The organism is Halomonas alkalisoli, from assembly GCF_021412585.1.
Taxonomy (GTDB): Bacteria; Pseudomonadota; Gammaproteobacteria; order Pseudomonadales; family Halomonadaceae; genus Halomonas; species Halomonas alkalisoli.
Genome location: NZ_JAKCMI010000028.1, coordinates 159,036 through 183,733, shown reverse-complemented (window position 1 = coordinate 183,733; position 24,698 = coordinate 159,036). Strand labels below are relative to the sequence as shown.

General features: G+C 65.0%; 23 protein-coding genes and 4 tRNA genes. 8 read left to right on the top strand and 19 right to left on the bottom strand.

Features of this window, described 5'->3' with window-relative positions:
* Window positions 1–212 precede the first annotated feature (212 nt).
* Window positions 213–1,523 (bottom strand): M18 family aminopeptidase, encoded by a 1,311-nt coding sequence (locus LY622_RS13390; protein WP_234291339.1) that lies wholly within the window; start codon window positions 1,521–1,523, stop codon window positions 213–215.
* A 128-nt stretch (window positions 1,524–1,651) separates the two neighbouring features.
* Here LY622_RS13390 and LY622_RS13385 point away from each other — a divergent pair, with 128 nt between their 5' ends.
* The 4 genes from LY622_RS13385 to LY622_RS13370 all read left to right on the top strand — a co-directional run bounded on the left by LY622_RS13385 (window position 1,652) and on the right by LY622_RS13370 (window position 7,194).
* Window positions 1,652–3,706, top strand: coding sequence for a carboxy terminal-processing peptidase (locus tag LY622_RS13385; RefSeq protein ID WP_234291338.1), 2,055 nt, complete (start codon window positions 1,652–1,654; stop codon window positions 3,704–3,706).
* Window positions 3,707–3,911: 205 nt separating this feature from the next.
* Window positions 3,912–4,661 (top strand): SDR family oxidoreductase, encoded by a 750-nt coding sequence (locus LY622_RS13380; protein ID WP_234291337.1) that lies wholly within the window; start codon window positions 3,912–3,914, stop codon window positions 4,659–4,661.
* 26 nt (window positions 4,662–4,687) lie between these two features.
* Entirely contained in the window at window positions 4,688–5,539 is an 852-nt protein-coding gene (locus tag LY622_RS13375; RefSeq protein WP_234291336.1) for a fumarylacetoacetate hydrolase family protein, read from the top strand.
* A 14-nt stretch (window positions 5,540–5,553) separates the two neighbouring features.
* Window positions 5,554–7,194 (top strand): UxaA family hydrolase, encoded by a 1,641-nt coding sequence (locus tag LY622_RS13370; protein ID WP_234291335.1) that lies wholly within the window; start codon window positions 5,554–5,556, stop codon window positions 7,192–7,194.
* Window positions 7,195–7,217: 23 nt separating this feature from the next.
* Here LY622_RS13370 and nanR read toward each other — a convergent pair whose 3' ends face one another.
* The 8 genes from nanR to LY622_RS13330 form a co-directional block, all read right to left on the bottom strand.
* Window positions 7,218–7,943, bottom strand: a complete 726-nt coding sequence (gene nanR / locus LY622_RS13365; protein ID WP_234291381.1) for a transcriptional regulator NanR — start codon at window positions 7,941–7,943, stop codon at window positions 7,218–7,220.
* 66 nt (window positions 7,944–8,009) lie between these two features.
* On the bottom strand, window positions 8,010–9,086 hold the full coding sequence (locus tag LY622_RS13360; RefSeq protein ID WP_234291334.1) for an Ldh family oxidoreductase: 1,077 nt from the start codon (window positions 9,084–9,086) through the stop codon (window positions 8,010–8,012).
* Between the two features lie 48 nt (window positions 9,087–9,134).
* A complete protein-coding gene (locus tag LY622_RS13355) occupies window positions 9,135–10,514 on the bottom strand; it encodes a TRAP transporter large permease (protein ID WP_234291333.1) in 1,380 nt (459 codons plus the stop codon).
* 49 nt (window positions 10,515–10,563) lie between these two features.
* Window positions 10,564–11,100 (bottom strand): TRAP transporter small permease, encoded by a 537-nt coding sequence (locus LY622_RS13350; protein ID WP_234291332.1) that lies wholly within the window; start codon window positions 11,098–11,100, stop codon window positions 10,564–10,566.
* A gap of 56 nt (window positions 11,101–11,156) precedes the next feature.
* A complete protein-coding gene (locus LY622_RS13345; RefSeq protein ID WP_234291331.1) occupies window positions 11,157–12,158 on the bottom strand; it encodes a sialic acid TRAP transporter substrate-binding protein SiaP in 1,002 nt (333 codons plus the stop codon).
* Between the two features lie 122 nt (window positions 12,159–12,280).
* Complete coding sequence (locus LY622_RS13340; RefSeq protein ID WP_234291330.1) at window positions 12,281–12,472, bottom strand: hypothetical protein; 192 nt, start codon at window positions 12,470–12,472, stop codon at window positions 12,281–12,283.
* Window positions 12,469–13,494: a 4-hydroxythreonine-4-phosphate dehydrogenase PdxA gene (pdxA, locus tag LY622_RS13335; RefSeq protein WP_234291329.1), complete on the bottom strand. Its 1,026-nt coding sequence runs from the start codon at window positions 13,492–13,494 to the stop codon at window positions 12,469–12,471. Before pdxA ends, LY622_RS13340 begins: the two co-directional genes overlap by 4 nt.
* A complete protein-coding gene (locus tag LY622_RS13330; RefSeq protein ID WP_234291328.1) occupies window positions 13,491–14,255 on the bottom strand; it encodes an SDR family NAD(P)-dependent oxidoreductase in 765 nt (254 codons plus the stop codon). The genes pdxA and LY622_RS13330 overlap by 4 nt, the downstream gene beginning before the upstream one ends.
* Before the next feature lie 201 nt (window positions 14,256–14,456).
* On the opposite strand from LY622_RS13330, the gene LY622_RS13325 reads away from it, so the two are divergent.
* Window positions 14,457–15,620 carry a fumarylacetoacetate hydrolase family protein gene (locus LY622_RS13325; RefSeq protein ID WP_234291327.1) on the top strand — a complete coding sequence of 388 codons (1,164 nt, stop codon included), beginning with the start codon at window positions 14,457–14,459 and terminating at the stop codon, window positions 15,618–15,620.
* Window positions 15,621–15,673: 53 nt separating this feature from the next.
* The gene (locus tag LY622_RS13320; RefSeq protein WP_234291326.1) at window positions 15,674–17,095 is read left to right on the top strand and encodes an FAD-binding oxidoreductase; all 1,422 of its coding nucleotides are present in this window, start codon (window positions 15,674–15,676) and stop codon (window positions 17,093–17,095) included.
* Between the two features lie 16 nt (window positions 17,096–17,111).
* Here LY622_RS13320 and hpaI read toward each other — a convergent pair whose 3' ends face one another.
* The 6 genes from hpaI to LY622_RS13290 all read right to left on the bottom strand — a co-directional run bounded on the left by hpaI (window position 17,112) and on the right by LY622_RS13290 (window position 21,960).
* A complete protein-coding gene (gene hpaI / locus LY622_RS13315) occupies window positions 17,112–17,882 on the bottom strand; it encodes a 4-hydroxy-2-oxoheptanedioate aldolase (RefSeq protein WP_234291325.1) in 771 nt (256 codons plus the stop codon).
* A gap of 12 nt (window positions 17,883–17,894) precedes the next feature.
* Window positions 17,895–18,875 carry a 2-dehydro-3-deoxygalactonokinase gene (locus LY622_RS13310; protein ID WP_234291324.1) on the bottom strand — a complete coding sequence of 327 codons (981 nt, stop codon included), beginning with the start codon at window positions 18,873–18,875 and terminating at the stop codon, window positions 17,895–17,897.
* Window positions 18,839–19,495 carry a 2-dehydro-3-deoxy-6-phosphogalactonate aldolase gene (locus LY622_RS13305; protein WP_234291323.1) on the bottom strand — a complete coding sequence of 219 codons (657 nt, stop codon included), beginning with the start codon at window positions 19,493–19,495 and terminating at the stop codon, window positions 18,839–18,841. Before LY622_RS13305 ends, LY622_RS13310 begins: the two co-directional genes overlap by 37 nt.
* A gap of 22 nt (window positions 19,496–19,517) precedes the next feature.
* Window positions 19,518–20,666: a galactonate dehydratase gene (dgoD, locus tag LY622_RS13300; protein WP_234291322.1), complete on the bottom strand. Its 1,149-nt coding sequence runs from the start codon at window positions 20,664–20,666 to the stop codon at window positions 19,518–19,520.
* Window positions 20,667–21,019: 353 nt separating this feature from the next.
* A complete protein-coding gene (locus LY622_RS13295; RefSeq protein WP_234291321.1) occupies window positions 21,020–21,583 on the bottom strand; it encodes a DinB family protein in 564 nt (187 codons plus the stop codon).
* Window positions 21,584–21,672: 89 nt separating this feature from the next.
* Window positions 21,673–21,960 carry a hypothetical protein gene (locus tag LY622_RS13290; protein WP_234291320.1) on the bottom strand — a complete coding sequence of 96 codons (288 nt, stop codon included), beginning with the start codon at window positions 21,958–21,960 and terminating at the stop codon, window positions 21,673–21,675.
* Window positions 21,961–22,528: 568 nt separating this feature from the next.
* Here LY622_RS13290 and LY622_RS13285 point away from each other — a divergent pair.
* Window positions 22,529–23,158 (top strand): sulfurtransferase, encoded by a 630-nt coding sequence (locus tag LY622_RS13285; RefSeq protein WP_234291319.1) that lies wholly within the window; start codon window positions 22,529–22,531, stop codon window positions 23,156–23,158.
* 149 nt (window positions 23,159–23,307) lie between these two features.
* On the opposite strand, the gene LY622_RS13280 is transcribed toward LY622_RS13285, so the two are convergent.
* From LY622_RS13280 to LY622_RS13265, 4 genes are all read right to left on the bottom strand, one after another.
* A tRNA-Asn gene (locus LY622_RS13280) sits at window positions 23,308–23,383 on the bottom strand.
* Window positions 23,384–23,446: 63 nt separating this feature from the next.
* A tRNA-Asn gene (locus tag LY622_RS13275) sits at window positions 23,447–23,522 on the bottom strand.
* A 43-nt stretch (window positions 23,523–23,565) separates the two neighbouring features.
* Window positions 23,566–23,641 (bottom strand) — tRNA-Asn (locus LY622_RS13270).
* 132 nt (window positions 23,642–23,773) lie between these two features.
* Window positions 23,774–23,850, bottom strand: a tRNA-Met gene (locus tag LY622_RS13265).
* Window positions 23,851–24,081: 231 nt separating this feature from the next.
* Here LY622_RS13265 and betI point away from each other — a divergent pair.
* A complete protein-coding gene (betI, locus tag LY622_RS13260) occupies window positions 24,082–24,687 on the top strand; it encodes a transcriptional regulator BetI (protein WP_234291318.1) in 606 nt (201 codons plus the stop codon).
* Window positions 24,688–24,698 lie beyond the last annotated feature (11 nt).

Here is a 24,698-nt window from a genome sequence, read left to right as displayed (position 1 = left end):
GCATTCAAAAAAACCCGGCGCCATTGTGAACTGCCCCCCAATAGTTGGACGGTTCATTGGCGCCGGGTTTTTTGTATGACAAGTATCCTCGCTATTTGAGCTCCGGGACCAGGCCTGCGAGGAGGCGCTGTAAATACATCCCTGTACGCTACCGACGCCATCCTGGCGCAGGACCTCCTCTTCGCCCTGCCCCGGCGCCTCTCGTACGTCGCTCAGGCCAGCTCCGCGCGATTGCAGAAGGCAACGAGCGCCCGCGTCAGGTATTCCACGTCCTGGGCGCCGGCGGTCTCGCGAATCGAGTGCATGGCCCACTGGGGGACGCCCACGTCCAGCGTCGGCACACCCAGTTCGGTGGCGGTAATCGGCCCGATGGTACTGCCACAGCCCATGTCGGCGCGGGTAGCAAATACCTGGACCGGAACCCCGGCCTCGCGGCACAGGTCGCGGAACAGCGCCGAGGTGACACTGTTCGTGGCATAGCGCTGGTTGGCATTGACCTTGATCACCGGTCCGCCGTTCAGGGCCGGCCCATGGGCCGCATCGTGCTTGTCGGTGAAGTTGGGGTGCAGGGCATGGGCGTTGTCGCAGGAGATCATGCGCGAGGCCTGGATCAGCCGGATGAAGCCCTCCTCTTTCCCCTCCCCCGCCTCGCCGAGCTGGGCATTGACGCGGCGCAGGACATCTCCCAGGAAGGGCCCCTGGGCTCCGCAGGCACTGGCGCTGCCGACCTCCTCGTGATCGCTGGCAACCAGCACGACCCCCTGGGACCCATCCGACTCGAGCAGCGCCTCCAGGCCGATGAAGCAGGACAGCAGATTGTCCAGGCGGGCGCTGGCGATCAGCTCGCCCCTCACCCCCACCCGCGCCGGCGGCTGGGTATCGAAGAGCGCCAGCTCGAAGTCGAGAATCTCCGCGTCCCCGATGTCGTGCTGGGCAGCGAGCCACTCCAGCAGCAGCCGCGTGAGGTCGGCCTTCTCGCCCCCCTGAAGGAAGACCGGCGCCATCTGGGTCTGGGCGTTCAGCGCTCGTCCGTTGTTGGCTTCTCGATCCAGATGGATCGCCAGGCTGGGGATGGTCGCCACAGGGCGGTCGACATGCAGCAGCAGCCCTTCCAGCCGGCCATCGGCCCGACGCAGATGAACGCGTCCCGCCAGGCCCAGGTCACGGTCGAACCAGGGGGCCAGCAGCGCCCCGCCGTAGAGCTCGACACCCAGCTGCAGCCAGCCGGCCATCGATGTCTGGGCGGCATTGGGCTTGAGCCGAAGGCCGGGACTATCAGTATGGGCCCCGATCATGCGCAGGGCGTCGAGTCCCTCCCGGGGCAGCTGCAGGGCAATGATGGAGGAATCGTTGCGGGTGACATAGAACCGTTCCCCGGCCGCCAGTTGCCAGGGGTGCGTCTCATCCAGTCGACGGAAGCCGGCGGCCTCGAGTCGCTCGGCCATGACCGATACGGCGTGCCAGGGGGTCGGCGAGCGCTGCAGAAAGTCGAGCAGTCGCTCAAGTCGGGCTTCCTGAGACATGAGAATCCTCTTCAGGGGGTCTGTGGTTGACGAGACAGCTGGTACAATACCCTGTCGTCCTTTGCAACTCGCAAGCCTTGCGCGTGTCTAGGGAAGGAAGTTTACACGAAACCGGGAGTGCTTCATTGATGAGCCTGCTAGCCGTTATTCGGCACTCAGCCATACTGCTGGCCCTTGTATTGCTGACCGGCAATGTGGCGCTGGCCCAGATTCAGCCCAGCGAAGCTCAGCGCCAGGCAGCGATAGAAGTGGCCGAATCGCTACGCTATGGCCACTATGCCGATGCCGCCCTCGACGATGAGTGGTCTCGACTGGCCTTCGGACGCTATCTCGATGTGCTCGATGGACAGCGTGCCTTCCTGCTCGACAGCGATGTCGAGGATTTTCGTCACCTCGAGGAGCGCATCGACGACATGATCTTCGAGGGGGAACTGGCCCCCGCCTATGAGCTCTATCAGCGCTATCACGATCGCGCCGAGTCGCGCTTCGAGTGGCTGCTGGACAAGATCGACGAGGGCCTCGGCTACACGTATGAGACCGATATGCGCCTCGAGCTCGACCGCAGCGAGGCCCCCTGGGCCGAGAGCCATGAGGAACTGGACGAGCTGTGGCGCAAGCGGCTCAAGAACGCCGCCCTGACCCTCGACATTACCGGCCAGGACGAAGAGCAGGTCGAGACCAACCTGCGCCAGCGCTACGAGGGACAGCTCTCCCGGCTTCGCCAGACCAACGGCGAGGATGTGTTCGGCCTGTTCATGGCCGCGGTGACCAGCAGCATCGACCCCCACACCGAGTATCTCTCCCCCCGCCAGGGCGAATCCTTCGACATCCAGATGCGCCTGTCGCTGGAGGGCATCGGCGCCATGCTGCAGTCCGACGGCGAATACGTGAAGGTCTCGAGCCTGGTTCCCGGAGGCCCGGCGGACCGCGCCGGGGTGCTGGAGCCGGCCGACCGCATCATTGGCGTCGGCCAGGAGGATGGCGAAGAGATCGTCAACGTGGTCGGCATGCGCCTGGACGAGGTCGTGGATCTCATCCGTGGACCCAAGGGCAGCGTGGTGCGCCTGGAAGTGGTGCCGGCGGAAGCCATGGACATGACCCGCTCCCATGAAGTCGCGATCACCCGCGATACCGTCGACCTCGAGGACCAGGCGGCCAAGGGAGAAATCATCGAAGTCGAGCGTGACGACGGCATTCAGCGTATCGGCGTGATCAAGATCCCTACCTTCTATGTCGACTTCGATGCCTGGCAGGCCGGTGAGGAGGAGTTCCGCAGCACCACCCGTGACGTCGCCCGTGAAGTCGAACGACTCAAGGAGGAGGGGATCGATGGCATCATGCTCGATCTGCGCAACAACGGCGGTGGCGCCCTGCAGGAAGCCAACTCGCTGATCGGCCTGTTCATCGACCGTGGCCCCACCGTTCAGGTGCGCGATGCGCGTGGGCGTATCAGCCTCTATGGCGATACCGAGGCCGGCACGCTCTACGACGGCCCGCTGGCGGTGCTGGTCAACCGGCTGTCGGCATCGGCCTCGGAAATCTTTGCCGGCGCCATCCAGGACTACGGCCGCGGCCTGGTGCTGGGGAATGCCACCTTCGGCAAGGGTACCGTGCAGACGTTGAGCGAACTGAGCCATGGCCAGATAAAGCTCACCCGTGCCAAGTTCTACCGCATCTCCGGGGAGAGCACCCAGCACCGCGGCGTCGAGCCTGACATCCTGTTCCCCAGCCTGGTGGACCCCGAACGGATCGGTGAAAGCAGCCTGGACAACGCGCTGGAGTGGGACACCGTCCAGGAGGTGCAGTATCGTCACTACGGCGAGCCCTGGGAGTATCTGGAAACCCTGCGCTCTCGCCACCGGGAGCGTGCCGATACCCACCCCAACTTCGTCTTCCTGGAGCAGCGCGCCGACCTGGCCCGCCGCCTGCGCGAAGAGCACACCAGCGTGAGCCTCGATCGCGAGCAGCGCCAGCGTGAAGTCGAGACAAGGGACGCCGAGCAGCTGTCGCTGGAAAACCGGCGTCGCGAGGCCCTGGGCCTCGACCTCATCGAGGAGCTGGTCGATACCCGCGACGAAGACGACGACGAAGAACCGGTGGAGCGTGTCCAGGTGACCGAGGCCGCCGCCATTCTCGCCGACTACGCCGAACTCACCCAGCGCCGCATGGCTTCTCGCTTCTGATACCCTCCCCCTCCGGCCGAGGCCGGAGGGGCCCTTCCGATAGTATCGTCTCCCCGTTGGCCCCGGCCTCCCTTCCCGCTCCATCAGCGCCCTGCCGCGCCAAGTTTGGCATCCCCCGGAAACTGCGCCATAATCGGAATGACTGTCGTGCTAGTATCCTGTCATACAGGTTAAAGCGACCACTCACCGACTTCCGGGAGCCGACATGCGACTGCAGAACAAGACGGCGCTGATCACGGCCGCCGGCCAGGGTATCGGCCGGGCCACGGCGCTTCGCTTCGCCGCTGAGGGCGCCCGGGTCATCGCCACCGATATCGATGCGGCGTCGCTGGCCGAGCTCACCTCCACGCCAAACGTCGAGACGCGCCGACTGGACGTGCTGGATACCGCTGCCATCGAAGCGCTGGCCGGCGAGCTTCCCCCCCTGGACATCCTCTTCAACTGCGCCGGCTACGTGGCCAGCGGTTCGCTGCTGACCGGCACCGAGGAGGACTGGGAGCTGTCGCTGGCGCTCAATGTCACCGCCATGATGCGCATGATACGGGCCCTGCTTCCCAAGATGCTGGACCACGGCGGCGGCAGCATCATCAACATGGCCTCGGTGGCCTCGAGCCTCAAGGGCGTGCCCAACCGCTGCGCCTACGGCACCACCAAGGCGGCGGTGCTCGGCCTGACCAAGTCGGTAGCCGCCGACTATATCGGCCAGGGCATTCGCTGCAATGCGATCTGCCCCGGCACCGTGGACTCCCCCTCGCTGCGCCAGCGCATTCGGGCCCAGGCGATGCAGCAGGGGCGCGAGGAGTCCAGCGTCTACGACGAGTTCATCGGGCGTCAACCGCTGGGCCGGCTCGGCACCCCTGACGAAATCGCCGCACTCGCCACTTACCTCGCCGCCGACGAGTCCGGCTATACCACCGGTACCGCCCAGGTCATCGACGGTGGCTGGCTCATCTGAGAACGAATAACAGACAAGGACACCCCATGAAACTGCTGCGCTTTGGCCCCAAGGGCCACGAGAAACCCGGCCTGCTCGACAACGACGGCGTGATCCGCGATCTGTCGGCCCACATCGATGACCTCGCCGGGACACGCCTCGGCCGCGACAGTCTCGCCAGGCTGGCCGAGCTCGATGTTTCGCGCCTCCCCTCGGTGGCACCCGACACTCGCCTTGGCCCCTGCGTTGGCGGAGTCGGCAAGTTCATCTGCATCGGCCTGAACTACTCCGACCATGCGGCCGAAACCGGCGCCCAGGTTCCACCGGAGCCCGTCGTCTTCAACAAGTGGACCAGCGCCATCTGTGGCCCCGACGATGAGGTGATCATTCCCCGGGATTCGCAGAAGACCGACTGGGAAGTGGAACTCGGTGTGGTGATCGGCAAGGGCGGCCGCTACATCGATGAAGCCGACGCCATGGAACATGTCGCCGGCTATTGCGTGATCAACGACGTCTCCGAACGGGAATTCCAGCTCGAACGCAGCGGCACCTGGGACAAGGGCAAGGGGTGTGACACCTTTGGCCCCATGGGCCCATGGCTGGTTACCCCGGACGAGGTGCCCGACCCCCACCGGTTGGACATGTGGCTGGAAGTGGATGGCCATCGTTACCAGGATGGCAACAGCCACACCATGGTCTACCGCATCCCCTTCCTGATCAGCTACCTGAGCCGGTTCATGAGCCTGCAGCCGGGCGATGTCATCTCCACCGGCACCCCGCCAGGCGTGGGCATGGGCCAGCAGCCGCCGGTCTATCTCAAGCCGGGCCAGCGCATGCGCCTGGGCATCGAAGGCCTCGGCGAGCAGCATCAAGCCGTCATCGCCGAGCCGCGGCGCTGAATCGGAGCCAAGCCATGAGCCAGACCATTGCCAGTGACACCGGCCACCTGGACAGCCTGCGCGTCCATGCCGCCGACAACGTGCGCGTGGCCTTGAAGGACCTGCCCGCCGGCACCGAGATCGACGACGATGGACAGCCCTTCCCCCTTGCCGAGGCCATTCGACACAAGCACAAGTTCACCATCACGGCCCTCGAGCCCGGCGACACCGTCATCATGTATGGCGTCACCGTGGGCCGCGCCACCCGGCCGATAGCACGAGGCGGCGCCATCACCACCGAGAATACCGAACACAGCACCGCTACCACCTCGCCCCAGGCCAGGCGCGGCAGCTGGCAGGCGCCGGATGTCTCCCGCTTCCAGGACGCCACCTTCGACGGCTACCACCGCCCGGATGGCCGTGTGGGCACCGCCAACGTATGGCTGGTGGTGCCGCTGGTGTTCTGCGAGAACCGCAATATCGAGGTCCTGCGCCAGTGTATCGCCGACGCCCTGGGCGAAGATCCCTACCGCGACTACAAGCGGCTGGCCAGGGAGCTGCTTCACGGCCAGGCCTCCGAGGAGCCCGTCGCCCTGCCGCGCGAGCGGCTCTTTCCCAACGTGGATGGCGTGCGATTCCTGACCCATACCCTGGGCTGCGGCGGCACCGACGCGGATGCTCAGGCGCTCTGCCAGCTGCTCGCCGGCTACATCTGCCACCCCAACGTGGCCGGCGCCACGGTGCTGAGCCTGGGCTGTCAGAAGGCGCAGATCGAGATGCTCAGAAGCGCCGTGGCCGAGCGCGACCCCCAGGGCCTGCGCCCGGTGCACTACCTGGAACAGCAAGCCAGCATCAGCGAAGAGGCGCTGATTCGGCAGGCCCTGACCACCATCTTCGACGGCCTCGCCGAGGCCAACCGGGTCGAACGGCGGCCAGCCCCCCTGTCCGAGCTGGTCGTCGGCGTGGAGTGTGGCGGCTCCGATGGGTTCTCGGGGCTTTCCGCCAACCCGCTGGTGGGGGCGGTCGTCGACCGCCTGGTGGCCCTGGGCGGCAGCGGCATCCTCAGCGAGTTCCCCGAGCTGTGCGGCGTGGAGCATGAGCTGATCGCCCGCTGTAGCGACGATGCGGTCGCCGAACGCTTCGCGACCCTGATGGATGCCTACCAGCAGCATGCCGCCCGGGTCGGAGCCGATTTCTCCATGAACCCTTCGCCGGGCAACATTCGCGACGGCTTGATCACCGATGCCATGAAGTCCGCCGGGGCGGCGAAGAAAGGCGGCGACAGCCCAGTGGTCGACGTGCTCGACTACACCGAGCCCCTGATGCGCAAGGGTCTCAACCTGCTCTGTACACCGGGCAATGACGTGGAGTCGACCACCGCGCTGGCGGGGTCCGGGGCCAACCTGATCCTGTTCACCACCGGACTCGGCACGCCCACCGGCAACCCGGTTACCCCGGTGCTCAAGATCGCCAGCAACAGCGAGCTTGCCCTGCGCATGAGCGATGTCATCGACTTCGATGCCGGCCCCATCATTCGCGGCGAGGCGTCGATCGACGAACTGGCCGACCGCCTGCTGGAATTGTGCATCGACGCCGCCTCGGGGCGCTACCAGCCCCGTGCGGTCGGCCTCGCCCAGTACGACTTCATACCCTGGAAACGCGGCGTGTCGCTGTAGGGAAACGCTCGGTCCGTCACTTTTCACTCCGCTTCGGGAGTCAGGCGCCTCTTGAGCTTCATATAGGTGCCGTAGTGGCGATCCAGGTGACGGCGCATGGCCGCCTCGGCGGCGTCGGGGTCACGGGACTCAATGGACTCGACGATCTCGATATGCGCTGCGAGCGCCGCCTTGTCCTCGTCCTTCTGCTGCAGCACCTGGGCGCGCCGGTCGTCGAGCCATTCGGACAGCGCCACATGAATGGCATCGAAGATCGGGTTGCGACCGATGCTGGCCAGCACGCCATGAAAATCGTTATCGGAACGCTTGAAGCGTGCCTCGTCGCCGATGGCATCGCGGTTGTCCTGAAGGGCCTCGCGTAGCCGGGCGAGATCCTCGTCACTGGCATGACGTGCCGCATAGCGGGCCAGCGATATCTCGAACATGGCCCGGGCTTCCTGAAAGTATTGCTGGCCGTCGGGCTTGGAGAGCAGCTGGCGTGTCACTCCGGAGAGTCGCGCCATCACCGCTTCGGCCGTGGGTCGAATGACCCGAGCGCGAGTGCCGCTGTTGATGGCGATCAGGCCAAGCTGTTGCAGGTGGAACAGCGCTTCGCGCACCGCCGGCCGACCGACGCCGAACTGCTCCATCAGCTCCCGCTCGGAGGGGAGTTGGTCGTTCTCGCCCAGCCGCCCCTCGAGAATCTCCGCCTCGAGCTGTTCGGCGACCTGTTCGGACAGCGTCTTGCGCTCGACCCGGTATTTGGTCATGGGCACTTTTTCTCCTGGTTAACCGCTTATCTACCGCTATTTTACTGTATTTTGCCCTGCTTTCGTTCAGCCGATTCGGGTCAGCGGGCAAAGGCCGTACTGCCGGGCGAGTTCGGCATAGGCCTGGCGGTTCGCCGCATCGAGTGGAATGCCCAGGGCATCCCGCCTCGCCTGGCAGCGCCATTCACGGTCGCCGGGGGCCAGTACTTCGGCGCCGTCTCTCGCGGGCCGGCTGCGCAAGTCGGCCAGGTAGTCGGCGAGACAGCGGGCGAAGGTACCCTCCTCGACGAAGGCGTCGGGCTGAATGGCGAGAAAGAAGTGACCGATGCCCCGCGGCGTCTCCATGTCCGGCCCACCCATGGGCAATAAGCGAAAGCCGTTCTGCATCCCCGCCAGGGCGGAACTCAACACCTCGACCATTCCCCCCAGGCCCGCCCCCTTGAAGCCGAAGTCGCTACCGCCCAGGGGCAGGAGTGCCGCAACCTCGTCTGGCGTGCGGGTGACCCGGCCCGCTGCGTCGGCGGCCACCTGGTCGGGCAGCTCACGACCGATGGCACCGTACTGCTGCACGCGATTCCAGGGGATCGAACTCGTCGCCATGTCCAGCAGGTAATGGGCGTTGCCCGCCACCGGCGCCGCAAAGGCGATCGGGTTGGTACCGTGGAAGGGCGCTGCCCCCTGGTGCAGCAGCACAAAGGGGTCGGAGTTGCAGAAGGCCATGCCGATGTAGCCACGCTCGGCGGCGGCCAGGGCGTAGCATCCCGCCGCACCGAAATGCGACGAGTTACCCACCGCCACCGCTCCCATGCCGGCCTCCCCGGCCATGGCCATGGCGTGCTCCATGGCGGTGTAACCGGCGAGATGACCCAGGCCATCGTCGGCATCCAGGAAACCGGTGGCCACAAGACGGCGATGAAAGACCATCCTCGGCGCCCCCTGGATGCGTCCGCCCTCGAGCGCCGTCAGGTAATGGGGCAGCAGGCGCAGGCCATGGCTGTCTGTGCCCATCCGCGATGCGGTGACCAGCGCCCGGGTCGCCGCATCTGCCGATGCCTGGTCGGCGCCGGCAGCCGCCAGAGCTTCGCGCATGAAGCGCTCGAGGTCCTCGGTGGCGACGCGGAAATCCTGCTGGGGATCGTTCATGGACGGCTCGCTTCTGGTCTCGGTCGTGATGAGGGTGGGCGATCAGCCTCAGCGGTAGATCAGCGTCGGTAGCCACATGGAGATGGCCGGTATGAAGGTCACCAGCAGCAGGCAGAACACCAGCGGGATAAGGAACGGGATGGTGCCGCGCATGCAGCGCTCGAAGCTGACGTTGGAGACCCTCGAGAGCACGTAGAGCACCATGCCCACCGGGGGTGTCAGCAGGCCGATCATCAGGTTGAGCACCATGATCACGCCGAAGTGGACCGGGTCGACGCCCACGGCGATGGCCATGGGCAGCAGCACCGGCACCAGGATAGTGATCGCGGCGATGGTCTCCATGAAGCAGCCGACGATGATGAGCACGATATTGGCCATCATCAGTACGGCGATCTTGCTGTCGGCGAAGGGCCCCATGAGGGCGATGACGCTCTGAGTCACCTGGTTGCTGGTCAGGATCCAGGCGAAGATCGACGCTGACGCGACGATGAACAGAATTACCGCTGTGGTCTCGATGGTCTCCATGCTGACCTTGAGCAGTTTCTGCCAGGTGAGGGTGCGATAGACCACGACACCCAGCAGCAAGGCGTAGGCCACTGCAGCCACGGCCGCTTCGGTGGGGGTGAAGGCCCCGGTGATGATGCCGCCGACGATGATGACCGGGGTCATCAGCGACAGGAACGCCCGGCCAAAGGTCCGCCCCAGTACGCGCACCGAGAATCGTGCATCGGCGGTATAGCCTCGGCGACGGGAGATGACAAAGATCATCAGCATCAGCATGGCCCCCATCAGCAGGCCCGGCACCAGGCCGGCGGCGAACAGCTGCCCCACCGAGGCCGAGGCCATGACGCCATAGATCACCATGGGCAGGCTGGGTGGAATGATCGGCCCGATGGTCGACGATGCCGCCGTGATGCCAACGGCGAATTCCTCGTCGTAACCGGCATCCTTCATGGCCTTGACCTCGATCATGCCGAGACCACCGGCGTCGGCTACCGCCGCTCCCGACATGCCCGAGAAAACGATACTCGCGCCGACGTTGACGTGGCCCAGCCCACCGCGCATCCAGCCCATCAGCGCCTTGGCGAAGTTGAAGATGCGCTCGGTGATGCCACCGTTGTTCATCAAGCTACCAGCGAAGATGAAGAAGGGAATGGCCAGCAGCGGGAAGCTGTCGATACCGTTGATCATGCGGTGGGCCACCACGATGTCAGGCACCTGACCGGTGATCAGCACGAACATCAGGCAGGCACCGGCCAGGCTGATGGCGATGGGCACGCCGAGCACCAGCATGGTGAACAGGGCAAAGAAGAGGAAGGAAAGATGGTAGCCCATCAGTGGCAGGATCACGCAGCCCAGCACGGCCAGTGTTGCCAGCAGCGGAGATACGACCGGCTTGTGCCAGCGCATCACGGATAGTCGGGACATGCGAAGACTCTCGATAAGGATGGCATTGAGGGAAACCTTGTCACGGGCATCATGCAGCACGGTCCCGGTACTTGAGATACAGCCGTTGTGCGGTGCGTATCGCCATCAGCGCGAAGGCGACACAGACGGTGTAGTAGATCAGGCTCTTGGGCAGGTCTACCGAGACCATCAGGCTGCTGGTGCGCGACGCCAGGCGATAGGTCACCCAGGTCATTGCCAGGTAGAAGCCAAGACTGGCTGCCCCCACCAGGCGTTCGAGCAGGCGTGACTGCCAGGCGGGCATGTAGTGGTAGAAGAACTCCACCATGATGTGGCTGCCATTGCGCGCTGCCATGACGCTGCCCAGGAAGCCGACACCTATCAGCAGGTAGCGGGCGATCTCTTCGGTCCAGCCGATGGAGCTCCCCATCACGTATCGGCTGAAGAACTGGGCGAACACCACCAGGATAAGCGCCCAGAACAGGATCAGGGTCGCCAGGTCTTCCAGGCGATAGTCGTTGAGGCGAAAGGGGGTATCGTCAAAGGCCGACTCGAAGTCGATCAGGGGATCGGCAGGCGGCACGGAATCTTCACGCTTCTCACTCATGGCAAGACTCCAGGGCTTCCGCCCGAGAGCGACGGAAGCCCCTCACAGGGTAGCGGTTACTGGCCGATGGCCTGCAGGCGATCGTAGGTTTCCTCATCCCATGTCGCGGCCGAGCCGTTATGTGCGGGCACAACGGCCTCACGGAAGGCTTCGCGGTCCACCTCGTTGACGGTGTTGCCCTGCTCCTCGAACCAGGCCACCAGCTCCGCCTCGGCTTGCTGGATATCCCGGGTATTGTTCTCGGCGGCTTCCTGGAAGACCTCACGGAAGATCTCGCGGTCCTCCTCTGAGAGCTGGTTCCAGCGTGGCCCACCGACGATGGTGATCAGCGAGTCGGTGATGTGGCCAGTCAGGTTGATGTAGTCCTGAACTTCGTGGAAGGCCTTGGCGCGGATCGTCGGAAGCGGATTCTCCTGGGCATCCACCACGCCCTGCTGCAGGGCCAGGTAGACCTCATCGAAGGCGATGGGGGTCGGGTTGGCGCCCACGGCTCGCGGCATCATCATGTACATCGGCGCATTGGGGACACGGATCTTCATGTCCTGCATGTCCGCGGGCTCGTTCACCGGCACATTGGAGGTGACATGGCGCTCGCCATAGTAATTGAGGGCGATCGGCACGTTCCCTGTCTGGTCCTGGTAACCCTGGGCGATCTCCTGGAACAGGTCGCTCTCGGCATAGGCCTGCCAGTGATCGAAATCCCGGAACATGTAGGCGGCACCGGCGATACCCATGGGGCCATAGGAGCGCCCAGCGAACTGGGTTCCGGTATAGATCACGTCCACGGTACCCAGTTCGAGCCCCTCGTTGATGTCCTCTTCCTTGCCTAGCGAGGACGCCGGGTGCACCTGCATGGTGTAACGCCCTTCGGTACGTTCCGCGATCTGCTCGGCAGCCCATTCCGCCCACTTGTGGAACGGCTCCGAGGTCTCGTAGACGTGGGCGAACCGCAGGGTTTCCTGGGCCTGTACGGCGCCGGTGAAGCCGATGCCCGCAGCGAGCATGCTGGCGGTCATCATGCGGACCAGCTTGAGATGGCGTTGGCTCTTGTGGCTCATCTTGTTTTCCTCACAACCTGTTGAGTTTGTTCTACGTGTGGGTTGTTGATGGTGGCGAATCGCGTGTTCGAGCGAGGTGCCGGGCACTCACCGCCTTGGCTGGGTATCCTGCTGTATACGTGTCATACCATCAGATTCCAACCTAGCCGCTCCACGCCCATTGCGCAACTCGGAGCCAGCACCTCCCGCGCATCGGCGCCTCGTGCAGCGAAGGGGGCAGCGGCATCCAGTGCGCCGGTCAGGTCATCGGCCACGATGGCGACACGGCAGCCGGTGCTGCCAGCGCCCACTTCATCATGGGCCGCCCCGCTCACGGCTGGGACGCTCGCGACTCAGCCCCGGTCGCGACGTCCGCCAGCCGACGCGCGTAGGCAATGGCCGCCCCCATGTTGGTGGCATCCGCCCTGCCCTGCCAGGCAATGTCGAAGGCGGTGCCGTGATCCACCGAGGTGCGCTGGACCGGCAGCCCGAGGCTGACATTGACGGTCGTGTCGAAGGCGATCAGCTTGACCGGGATATGCCCCTGGTCGTGGTACTGGGCCACGACCAGGTCGAACTCGCCCTTCGAGGCTCGGTAGAAGACGGTATCGGCGGATATGGGGCCACTGACCGTGAACCCCCGCGCCTTGAGGCCCCTTACCGCAGGTGCGATGACCCGCCCATCCTCGTCGCCGAAGATCCCGCCTTCACCACAGTGGGGGTTGAGCCCGGCCACGGCGATGCGCGGGTTCGCCACACCCATGGCCACCAGGTGCGCGTGGCCCGCTTCCACCGTGGCGACGATGCGCTTCTCGGTGACCCGTTCGATGGCCCCGCGCAGGGAGACATGGGTGGATACGTGCAGTGTCGATAGCGTCTCGGAGGCCAGCAGCATGAACGACGACGGCGCCCCGGTAAGCGCCGCCAGCATTCCGGTATGGCCATCGTAATGATGACCGGCCTCGTGCAGCGCGGCCTTGTTGAGCGGTGCGGTGACGATCACCCGGGCCCGGCCGTCCTGAACCAGCTTGACCGCTGTCTCGACACAGCGAAACGCCATGTCACCCCCGCCGGCGCTGATCCTGCCATCCGGTATCTCGACGTCCTCCGGCACCTCGACGATGGCCACGGCCACGCCGCCAGTGGCTTCACCCGCCTCGTCGAGCAGGGTGAAGGCAAGCTCGGCGCCGATGGAGCGCGCCGCACGGCGGTAGATGGCGGGATCCCCCACCAGCAGGGTGGTGGCACGTTCGGCGGGGGACATGGCGGCCACGGCACGACAGATGATTTCCGGGCCGATGCCGGCCGGGTCCCCCATGGTGATGACGATCGCATAGCAGGAAGAGGGCGTGGTCATGGCATCAGCTGTCCGCCGTTGACCTCGATCACCTGACCGGTGACATAGCCGCTCATGGTATCGGTGCCCAGGAAGACATAGGCACCCACGCACTCCTCGGCGCTGCCCAGTCGCCCCATGGGAATCGACGCGCGTGCCGCCGCCATCTGGGCCTCGCTGGAGTGACGCTCGTGGAAGTCGGTGGCGATGGTGCCAGGCGCCACGCCGTTGACCCGGATACCCTCCCCCGCCAGCTCCTTGGCCATGCTGCGGGTCAGGGTACTGACGAAGCCCTTGGCCGAGGCGTAGAGACCGGCTCCGGGACCGCCGCCGTTGCGCGCGGCGATGGAGGTGGTATGGATGATATTGCCGCGCCCGGCACGGCGGAAATGGGGCAGCGCGGCACGGCTGGCCATGACCACCGAACGCGCGTTGAGATCCATCACGCGGTCGTACTGCTCGTCGTCCATGTCATCCAGGGAGACTCGCCCCAGCATGTCGCCGGCGTTGTTGATCAGCAGGTCCAGGCCCCCCAGGCGTTCGGCGGCCTCGTCGACCAACCGCTGGGCCTGGCTGGAACGGCTGACATCGCCCGACAGGGTGAAGGCCTCACCGCCAGCGTCGCGGACCGCCTGGGCCACCGTCTCGGCGAGGTCCGCGCTGGCGTGATAGTGCACCGCCACCCGTGCGCCCAGCTCCCCCAACTGTCGGGCCACGGCGGCGCCGATGCCTCGGCTTGCCCCGGTGATCAGTACCCGCTTGCCCTTCCACTCGTCTAACATGCCGTTCTCCTGAATAGTGGCGTTCAAGGCCCACTCACATCGGCGCCCCCGTTCGGAGTCGAGTTTGCCTATCGACCCGAGACAAGGCGTTGCGATAAAGTGACCCCATTGGCATACCTGTCATACAACACGACAATGAATACCATGATAGGCGATGGTGGGCCAACCGCCAGCCTGTGCCCAACGGAACCGGAGATCCCCATGCCCCCCTTATCCCCGCAGGACTGCCTGCCCCATGACCTCGACAATGCCCTGCTGGTCGGACGAGCCTGGCTCGATGAGCCAAGGCCTGGTCCGGCACTGGTCGCGGTGCGTGACGGGCGGGTGATCGATATCACCGAGTCCGGCCCTACCATGGCCGACCTGCTGGAGCGCGACGACCTGTTGGAGGTCGTGCGGCGCGCGGAAGGTCCGACGTTGTGCAGCCTGGAGGCGCTACTGGCCAACTCGCTGGACGCCAGGCAGCGGGCGCCTTACCTGCTGGCTCCCTGCGATGTCCAGGCCGTCAAGGCCTGTGGCGTGACCTTCGCCGTGAGTCTGCTGGAGCGGGTGATCGAGGAGCAGGCCGGTGGCGATCCCAACCGGGCCAGCGAGCTGCGTGGCGAATTGCAGGCGCTGATCGGCACCGACCTGTCACGCATCGCGCCCGGCTCGCAAGAGGCCATGGCACTCAAGCAGGCGCTTCAGGCACGCGGCGCCTGGTCCCAGTACATGGAGGTCGGCATCGGGCCCGATGCCGAGGTATTCACCAAGGCACAGCCGCTCTCTTCGGTGGGCTTCGGCACCACCGTGGGCCTGCACCCGGCCTCGCAGTGGAACAACCCGGAACCGGAAATCGTGCTGGCGGTGGACAGCCGTGGCCAGGTGCGTGGCGCCACCCTCGGCAACGACGTCAACCTGCGCGACATCGAGGGCCGCAGTGCCCTGCTGCTGGGCAAGGCCAAGGACAACAACGCCTCCTGCGCCCTGGGCCCCTTCATTCGCCTGTTCGACGACGGCTTCGATATCGATAGCGTCCGCAGCTGCCAGGTGTCGCTGCGCATCGAAGGCGAGGAGGACGACTTCCTGCTTGAGGGCGAGAGCGACATGCGCGAGATCAGTCGCGATCCCCTGGACCTGGTGGGCCAGACCATCGGCGATCATCACCAGTACCCCGATGGCTTCATGCTCTTCCTCGGCACCATGTTCTCGCCGATCCAGGACCGCGACGGCCAGGGCCAGGGCTTCACCCATCACCTGGGTGATCGTGTCACCATCGCCACTCCGACGCTGGGGGCGCTGGTCAACCCCGTGGGCAGAAGCGACCAGCTGCCGCCCTGGACCTATGGCATCCGGGCGCTGATGCAGCACCTTGACCGCCGCTGAGTCTTAGGGAAACACTGGCATCCGTACACTCGAACCGGCCTTCAGGATCCGCAATGACCGCAGCAACCGACGTTCTGGACAAACTGGTGCAGCGACTGGGTGACACCGGCGTGCTACGCGACCCGCTGGAAATGGAACGCTACGTCAGCGACTGGGCCGGCGACAGGCTGGGCATGCCGCTGGCAGTAGTTCGCCCCGACTCGACCACCGCCGTCGCCGAGGTCGTCGCCCTGTGTGGGGAACACGGCATGCGCCTGACGCCCCAGGGCGGCCACACCGGCCTGGTGGCCGGGGCCCTGCCCGACAAGGGCGGGCAGGAGATCGTGCTCAGCCTGGAGCGCATGCACGAGATCCGCGCGATCGACCCGGTCAACTTCACCATGACCGTGGATGCCGGCTGCATTCTCGAGACCGTCAAGCAGGCGGCCGCCGAACACGACTGCGACTTCCCACTTTCTTTGGGTGCCCAGGGCAGCTGCCAGATCGGCGGAAACATCGCCACCAATGCCGGGGGCCTCAACGTGCTGCGCTACGGCATGATGCGCCAACTGGTGCTGGGGCTGGAGGTGGTGCTGCCCGACGGGCGCATCTGGAACAACCTCAAGGCGCTGCACAAGGACAACCGCGGCTACGCCCTGCAGCAGTTGCTGCTCGGCAGCGAAGGCACCCTGGGCATCGTCACCGGCGCCGTGCTCAAGCTCGTCCCCCTGCCCGACCAGTCACGCACCGCCCTGCTCGGCCTGCCCTCCGTGGAGGCCGTGATCGCGCTCTACGGCCTGGCGCGGCGCGGCTGCAGCGACCTGCTCACCGCCTTCGAGCTGATACCGCGGCGCTGCATCGAGCTGGCGATGGAGGCGACACCGACGCTGCGCGACCCACTGGACAGCGCCTACCCCTGGTACGTGCTGATGGAAGTGGCCGCCACCGGCCCGGTGGATCTCGGCGCCATGCTTGAACAATTGCTGGAAGGTAGCATGGAGCGCGGGCTCGTCCTCGACGGTGCACTGGCCTCGAGCGAAGCCCAGGCAGGGCAGCTGTGGCAGTTTCGCGAGAGCATGCTGGAGGGGCAACGGCTGCGCGGCGAGCATCTGCGAACCGATATCTCGGTGCCGATCTCGGCGATTCCCGGCTTCGTCGAGCGCGCCTCTCAGCGCGTGCGGCAAGCCTCACCGGAGTGCGAGATCATCGCCTACGGTCATGTCGGGGATGGCAACCTGCACTTCAACATACTGCCCCCCGTCGACATGGCCGAAGCGGAGAAGTACCGCCACCTGCACGAGCTGGAAGCGCTGCTGTTCGAGGTGCTCGACGAATTCAACGGCAGCATCAGCGCCGAGCACGGCATCGGCCGCAGCAAGCAGAGCGCCTATCTGGCCCGGCTCTCGCCTGCCGAGCGGGAGCTGGTCGAGGGCATCAAGTCGCTATTCGACCCGGCCGGGATCATGAACGCTGGCCGGCTGCTGCCGCCCCGCTGACGCGCTCCGGCGCGGCTCACTCCGCCCCGAACCGCTCGGCCAGGCTGCGCATCGCATTGACCAGCAGCAGCGTATCGATGCCGACCCCGACGAAGGTGCAGCCCGCCGCCAGATAGCGGCGGGCCGCCTCCTCGTCCACGGTCACGATACCCGCGGCCTTGCCGGCAGTACGCACCCGCGCGATGGCGTCATCGATGACGGCACGCACCTCGGGATGGTCGGCGTTTCCCAGGTGCCCCATGGCCGCGGAGAGATCCGCCGGACCAATGAAGACGCCATCGACACCAGGGGTTGCGGCAATCTCATCGAGGTTGTCCAGCCCTTCGCGAGTCTCCACCTGCACCAGCAGGCACATTTCCTGATTGGCATGCTCCAGGTAGTCCGCCACCCGGCCCCAGCGCGCGGCCCGGCCGAGCACGTGGCCGACGCCGCGAAAGCCCGCCGGCGGATAGCGCATCGCCGCCACCAGCTCAGCGGCCTGTGTCGCGCTTTCGACCATGGGCACCAGCAGGGTCTGGACACCAATATCCAGGTATTGCTTGATCAACACCGGGTCCCCCGTCGGGGGTCTGACGATGGGCTGGGACGCATAGGGGGCAATGGCCCGGAGCTGATCCAGCAGACTGCGAAGATCGTTGGGAGCATGCTCCCCGTCGATCAGCAGCCAGTCGAATCCGGCTGTCGCCGCCATCTCGGCGGTATAGGCATGGGACAGACCGAGCCATAGGCCGGTCTGACACTCTCCAGCCAGTAGCCGCTGCTTGAAACGATTGCGGGACATCTGCATCGGGTTACCTCGTTATCGACGGGGCCCAGGATCGAGCGAGCCGCCCGCCCCGGAGTGGATATCATGCAACAGATGTATGCCGGCCATGCTGGCGGCATCGCTTCCGACTTCGCGCACCGGAATCCCGCGGCTGCCAAGCGCCTGGCGATAGCGCTCGCCGAGGGTATGCGAGCCGATGACCACCACTTCCCCATGGGACTCGATCAGGCTGCCCATCGCCAGCAGCTCGGTGCCGATCAGCACACCCGAGAGAAAGCTGCCCACCTGCTCGGCCGCCAGACCGTCGTGCAGATGGCGACTCCTGGCTTCGAACAGCGCATGCAGCACGCCGGCGGGGTGCTCCGCGGCCGCAAGGCCGCGCTCGAACCCCTCCAGGTCGAAGCAATCGTCCTCGGGAACCGGCTCACCCGGGAGGGTATGGCAGCGCACGGCATGGAACAGCTCGCCGGTCATCAGCGTGGTGAAGTGGTCCATCACACCGGCACGCAGGCTGGCCCACTTGCTGTGGGTGCCCGGCAGGCAGCATAGCCCGCCCGTCTGGCCCAACAGCGAGAGCGCCCCGAAGGCTTGCACCTCTTCGCCACGCATCACGTCGACATGGTCCGGCGTGACGATCTTGCCCCCCGGCACCAGCCAGGCATTCGGGAAGTCGGGAGCGGGCGTCAGCCCAGCGGCCAGGGTCTGGAGCGAGAGTGGCAGCGCTGGCTGGGGGGCCTCGGCCCAGCCGCTGCGCGCACCCACCATGCCGGCGAGATAGACCGGCAGGCGATCATGGCCGCCCGCCGCATCGAGCCAGTCCGACAACTGTTGCCGACAGTACCCGGGGAAGGCAGCGCGGCTCAGGTTACGCAGCCCCGAGCTCGAGCGTGTCTCGTCAAGGCACCGCCCGGTAGCGGCATCCACCAGGAAGGCGCGGAAATTGCTGGTACCCCAGTCGACGGCAACGAACGCGTCCATCACTGGCTGGCCCCACTCGCCTGCAGTCGTCGCCATTCGGCAACCAGGGAGGCGGCACGCCGCTCGACCTCCTGGACGGGACGCCCCGGCACATAAAGACTGCCACCGAGGCCGAAGCCATCGATACCCGCCGCGTGCCAGGGCGCCATGTTCGGGATATCGATGCCGCCCACGGCCAGTACCGGCAGCTCGGGCGATAACACGGCACGCAGGTCGTTGAAGTAACCGACCCCCAGGTGGGCGGCAGGGAACAGCTTCAGCGCACAAGCCCCGGCACCCTGGGCTGCCAGGGCCTCGGTGGGGGTCATGCAGCCGATCATCGAAGCCATGCCCACTTCACGGCCGGCACGGATCACCTCCGGGTCGCAGTTGGGCGTCACCAGCAGCGCGGCGTCGAGACCCGCCAGGCGCCGCGCATCGGCCGACGACAGCACCGTTCCAGCCCCCACCAGCACCTCCTCGGGGCAGTGGGCCTTGAGCCGTGCAATGCTCTCCCAGGGCTGCGGCGAGTTGAGCGGCACCTCGATCAGGCGCAGCCCGCTGGCGATCAGCACGTCGGCGACATCCAGCACCTCGTCGGGGTGTATGCCGCGCAGGATCGCCACCAGCGGACACTCCGCCAGGGCCTGCTGCAAGCGAAGCGGATTCGAGGTCATGACAGTCTCCCTGGCATTGCGGCTACCATTCCGCGACCGAGCCATCGGCATGGGTCCAGAGGGGGTTGCGCCACCGGTGTCCGACTTTGGCCCGCTCCTCGACGAAGGCCTCGTCAATCTCCACGCCGAGCCCAGGCCCCTGGGGAATCGCGCAGTATCCCTCCTCGATGGCCAAGGCCGACTTGTCGACGAGGTAGTCGAGCACGTCATTGTCCCTGTTGTAGTGAATGCCCATGCTCTGCTCCTGGATGAAGGCGTTGTGGCTGACCGCGTCGACCTGAAGCGATGCAGCCAGGGACAGCGGCCCCAACGGGCAGTGCGGCGCCAGGGCCACGTCATGGCAGGAGGCCAGGCTGGCGATGCGCAGTGCCTCGCTGATGCCGCCACAGTGGGAGACATCCGGCTGCACGATATCGACCATGCCATCCGCCAGCAGGTCGCGGAACTGGTAGCGTGTGAACAGCCGCTCTCCCGTCGCGATGGGGTAGCCGAGCCCACCGGCGATCTGCTTGAGCGAAGGGAGATGTTCCGGCAGCACGGGCTCCTCCACGAACATCGGGTGGAAGGGTTCGAGTTCCCTCAGTAGCGCTTTTGCCATGGGCCGATGCACCCGGCCGTGGAAGTCGATGGCGATGCCGACTTCGGGCCCCACCGCCTGGCGCGCCTCGGCGACCCTAGCCACCGCTTCGTCGATGCGCGCATGGGAATCGACGATGGCCATTTCCGCCGTGCCGTTCATCTTGAAGGCGGTGAAGCCTTGGTCGACCAGCTCGCGGGCGCCCTTGCCCACTTCGCTGGGCCGGTCGCCTCCGGTCCAGGCGTACATGCGCATTCGATCCCTGCAGGCACCGCCCAGCAACTGATGCACCGGCACGCCCAGGTCGCGCCCCTTGAGGTCCCACAGGGCCTGGTCGATGCCGGCGATGGCGCTCATCAATATCGGTCCACCGCGGTAGAACCCCCCGCGGTACATGCGGTTCCAGAGATGCTCGATGCGATGCGGGTCTTCGCCCACCAGCATGTCGGCGAATTCATGGACCGCGGCCTCCACGGTGGCGGCACGCCCCTCGACCACCGGCTCGCCCCAGCCGAACACCCCCTCGTCGGTCTCGATCTTGAGAAAGAGCCAGCGTGGTGGCACCTGCCAGGTCTTCAAACGGGTAATTTTCATCGTCGCTCCAGGCGTGAGATGACCCAAGGTAGACGCACACCGCCTCCCTTGGCCATGAGGATAGCCGCAATCACACCCTACCTGGCCTCGATTCGTGACGCCAAGCAGCGAAAGTCGTATACAGAAGGGAACAGTACCCGTCTATCCAGGCGAGCCACATCAAGGGGGGATTCCGTCTCCTAAGCACGGATCGAGGAACTGCCCCGCCGTTCAGCCACCCGCGGCCTGGTTGGCGATGCCCGACAGGGCCTCAGCCACACGTCCCAAGGGCAAGTCGCAATGATCCAGGTCATGGCGGCCCGACCACCAGCAGCAATGCAACAGTGATCAGGTAGAGCGCCACACCCGGGCCATCATGCGGACCATGCGACGACAGGACGAGAGATGTCTCGCTGCCAATGTCTCAATGTGGAAGGATGAACGCCGAACGCCTCGGGCAAGGTGACACCGAGCTGCTCGGCAAGCAGGCCAAGTATCGCCATGTGATGAATGGTGTGGCTGGTCAGGAAGGCGAGTTCGCGCGCCAGGCTGGTGTCCAGCACCTGCACGGCATCGCCAAGGGGATAATTCAGGCTCAAGCAGTCAGTTGGACAGTGCCCGACCAGGGCGGTCAGTGCAGCCTTGATTTCAATCAGACGATGAGCGGCCTGTTGCGGCCACTGCTCCAGGCGTTCATCCCGGTGACGATCTTCGTAATCGATGACAGCATCGTCCAGGCTGCTCAGCAAGGCATTATAGTGGTCGATGATGTGTCGTATGTGCTTGCCTAGCGTATGGCGACCATCGTGGCCAAAGTTGTGCCGGTACTGCTCCGGCGTGAGCGCATCAACGAATTCCTCCAGCTGCGACAATGCCAGGAGGTTCTCTTCAATGAGACCCGCCTGGGGAGGATATGCCTGATTTATTATGGATGACATGGCGGTTTACCTGTTGATCGCAAGTGAGAAAGCCGGGGCCGGCGCCAGGATTGCCGGCCCGACCACCCACTCAGGGATTTAACATTCCATTAACCCTCGGCTTCTGCTTCGGCCTCAGCTTCACCTTCCGCTTCTCCCTCAGCTTCGCCTTCTGCCTCCCCCTCGGCTTCCGCTTCCGCTTCGCCTTCGGCATGGGCTTCTGCCAGCATCAGAGGCGCTTCCACGCCACTGGTGTAGGTAGGCTCCGTTGATGACTCGCTGGCCACGGCCTGAAAGGCGGCACCACTGGCTACCAGCACCAGTGCCGGGGCTGCATAACCCAGCTGCTTGCTGAGCCTTCCCAGCAGGCTTCGGCGCTTCTCGTCTTGTAATGTCATGAAAATGACCTCCGTAGTGTCATGAAGAGACATGCGATGGCATGTCATCGTGCAGAGAAGTCAGCCCTTACGGCTGGCTTCTTATCGGCGTCACCAACTGCCGATGGCGCCTCGACTGCTTCGTCACTCCGCGCTTGTTCCGCTCTTTCGGCGCTTCCGCAGGCTGCTCCCTTATCGGTGTGCCGTGATGACTCTGTCGGCGATTGCTTCCAGTCCTTACAGCGTTCTTTGTCGAAAGATGAACTCTCGAGGCCAGGCGCAGCGTCCAAGCCATCACCGCCCTGCTCCACGAAGGCGTCGTTCGGTCACAGGCCGGAGGCGATATCGCCCCGGACCGTGACACACTGGCGCTCGTAACCTATCTCACGGCTGGGCATGGCCGGCCTGCGCACCTTGCGTCATGTTCGACACCCGCGGCATGCCGACCCGTGAAGACGCTGTCCAACTATTCCAACCACCTCAATCACCCGGAACTCGACGAGGCTTTCGCTGGCCACGCCTGGAAGAAGTGAGTCTCCGCCCTGACAAATTGATCGGAAGCCTGGGTATCGACAACGATACGACGGTCGTGATCGTCCCCGCCGGGACCGGACCCACGGATTTCGGCAGCGCGGCACGCGTCTACTGGACCTTCAAGATTCTAGGCCATGACGAAGTCGCCATTCTCGATGGAGGCTTCGCCGGCTGGCAGCAACAGGGCTTCGACGTCGCCAGCGGTCCCGTTCCCGCCACTGAAGCCAAACAGCTTCATGCCACCCTGCGCGAGGAGCTGATCGCCACGACCGAGCAGGTTGAGCAGGCACGTCAATCCCAGACCCAGCTGGTCGATGCCCGACCATCGGACTACTTCACCGGCGAAACGATATCACCGGCCGTGAGAACTGCCGGCACCATACCCGGCGCCAGGAGCCTGCCCCATCACAGCCACTTCGGCGACCGTGCGGGTGCCTATTACCTGGACAGGGAAGGTCTCTCCTCACGCATCAACACTGCCGAGCTGGATCGCAATGCTCGCACCATCACCTTCTGCAATACCGGACACTGGGCGGCAACGGACTGGTTTGTGCTCAGCGAGGTCGCCGGATTCGACAACGTCGCGATGTATGACGGCTCCATGGCCGCATGGACGATAAGTGACTCGCGCCCCGTGCAACTCGCCCGGCGCGGGCTGGAGCGCCTTCAGGAGGCACTCGACTGAAAGCGGTGGGTCAGGGCCAGGCGCCTTTGGTGCCGGCCCGATGCGTCGCTCCTGGCAAGGAGACACAGCTCATTCGCGCTCCATCGAAAGAAGGAACGGGGCGGCTTAAACGTAGAGATGGGATGAAGCAGGCCGGAGATGAGGCCTTATGGCTCCCGGAGCAGGACTCGAACCTGCGACCCAGTGATTAACAGTCACTTGCTCTACCAACTGAGCTATCCGGGAATGGCATGTACTACGGGGATATGCTGATGCAGCCGGGGCATGCGCTGCGTATTGCGGAGCTGATGGCTCCTCGAGCAGGACTCGAACCTGCGACCCAGTGATTAACAGTCACTTGCTCTACCAACTGAGCTATCGAGGAATGGCGCTTCAATCAGATGCTAGTACGATCAGCACGCGTTCATTGGCTCCCCGAGCAGGACTCGAACCTGCGACCCAATGATTAACAGTCATTTGCTCTACCAACTGAGCTATCGGGGAATGGCCCTGAACACGGTGCGTAGTATACGGATCGCTTCGATCAGGTCAAGGGCGGATTCCCCGCCCCGGCGGCTTCTCTGCACAACGAAAGGCGCCCGCACGAGCTTTTCGTGCGGGCGCCTTCAGGTATTCTGGTGGCTACGCCCTGATTCGAACAGGGGACCCCATCATTATGAGTGATGTGCTCTAACCAGCTGAGCTACGTAGCCTTTCGGTGCCGAGCCAATACCATTGGCCGGTCAACGGGGCGAAATTATGCCCGAAGCATGTCACGGTGGCAAGCTGGGGTTGTCGCTTATCTTTTATTGATTGAACGTTCAATAAAAAAATGGCATGCTGCAAGACATACTTAGCCACAAGCCATACTTAATAGTGCCGCCAGCGACCGACGACACCATCGTCACCGGTAGCAGTCGTCACCCTGATACAAGGAGTGCCTGATGCCCAAGGTTGGAATGGAACCCATTCGGCGTCAGCAGCTGATCCAGGCCACCATGGCGGCCATCGACGAGGTCGGCCTTGCCGATGCGACGGTCATCCGCATCGCCGGGCATGCCGGTGTCTCCGCCGGGATCATCAGCCATTACTTCGGCGGCAAGGACGGGCTGCTGGAAGCCACCATGCGACAGATCCTCACCGATCTCGGTGATGCCGTCGCCGCTCGCCGTCGAGCCCTGGGCGATGCGTCGCCCCGCGCCCATATCGGGGCCATCATCGACGGCAACTTCGACCGCAGCCAGGTCTCCGGCCCTGTAGCCAAGACCTGGCTGGCATTCTGGGCCAGCAGCATGCACAAGCCCCAGCTGCAGCGCCTCCAGCAGGTCAACGATCGACGCCTCTACTCCAACCTCTGCAGCCAGTTCCGTCGCCTCATGCCCCGAACCAAGGCTCGCCAGGCCGCGCATGGCCTGGCAGCGACAATCGACGGTCTCTGGCTGCGCGGCGCCCTGACGCCGGAAGGGCTGGATGCCGACGGTGCACGACGCCTGGCCCATGACTACCTCAATCAGCTGTTGGCCAACTACGAATCCACACCCGTTTCCTGACAGGAGCAACC